The following is an 857-nucleotide window of genomic DNA, read 5'->3' on the forward strand; positions in this document are numbered from 1 at the left end:
AGAGTGTCCGATTGTTTGTGTGCGGGGGCTTGGTTTACAAGTAGTCCGCGAATCGGTCTGGGTATGCCACAGCTAGTTGGTTGATGGCTTGTTGCCAGCCGTTGGCTTTCGCTCCTTCAATATACCCGTTGCACTCGACAGCGCGCTTGGCTTTCCTCGCGCGTTGGGCAGCGCGTTTGTCTTCGATGTTGCAGATCATCAACCACAACGTCTTCAGCGCCGCTGTATCGTTCGGGAACTGGCCCCGGTTCCGAGTAGCTTTACGCAGCTCAGCGTTAAGCGACTCGATCGAATTCGTGGTGTAGAGCACCTTCCGCGCCGCTGGTGGGAACTGCAGGAACGGCACGAACCGATCCCACGCATCACGCCACACTTTCACCGACTGGGGGTACTTCTGTCCCAGTTCAGAGGCCTCGAAGGCATCTAATGCCTCACGTGCGGTGTCTTCGTTAGCAGCGGTGTAGACCTCACGCAGCGCGCTGGAAACAGGCTTACGGTCCTGGTAGGACACCCACCGGTTCGCAGCTCGAATCAGGTGCACAATACAGGTCTGCACCATGGAATTCGGCCAGGTCGCCTCCACGGCTTCTGGTAGGCCTTTGAGCCCGTCGCAGCAGACGATGAACACGTCCTGGACGCCACGGTTGGCCAGATCTGCGCAGACTGATGCCCAGAATGCCGCGCCTTCATTATCAGCAATCCACAAGCCCAGGATGTGCTTGATGCCGTCCATATCCACACCAACAGCCATGTAGCACGCCTTGTTGACCACACGGTTGCCGTCGCGAATCTTGACGCGTAGCGCATCCAGAAATATCACGGGATAGAACTGATCTAGCTGACGGTTTTGCCAGATT

General features: G+C 57.1%; 1 protein-coding gene. It reads right to left on the reverse strand.

All coding sequences use genetic code 11. The features are described 5' to 3' along the window. Positions 1–34: 34 nt before the first annotated feature. The coding region (locus L8U60_RS10725; protein ID WP_269966355.1) for an IS256 family transposase at positions 35–857 on the reverse strand (823 nt) is incomplete at its 5' end.

Source organism: Corynebacterium meitnerae (assembly GCF_027570075.1).
GTDB classification, from domain to species: Bacteria; Actinomycetota; Actinomycetes; order Mycobacteriales; family Mycobacteriaceae; genus Corynebacterium; species Corynebacterium meitnerae.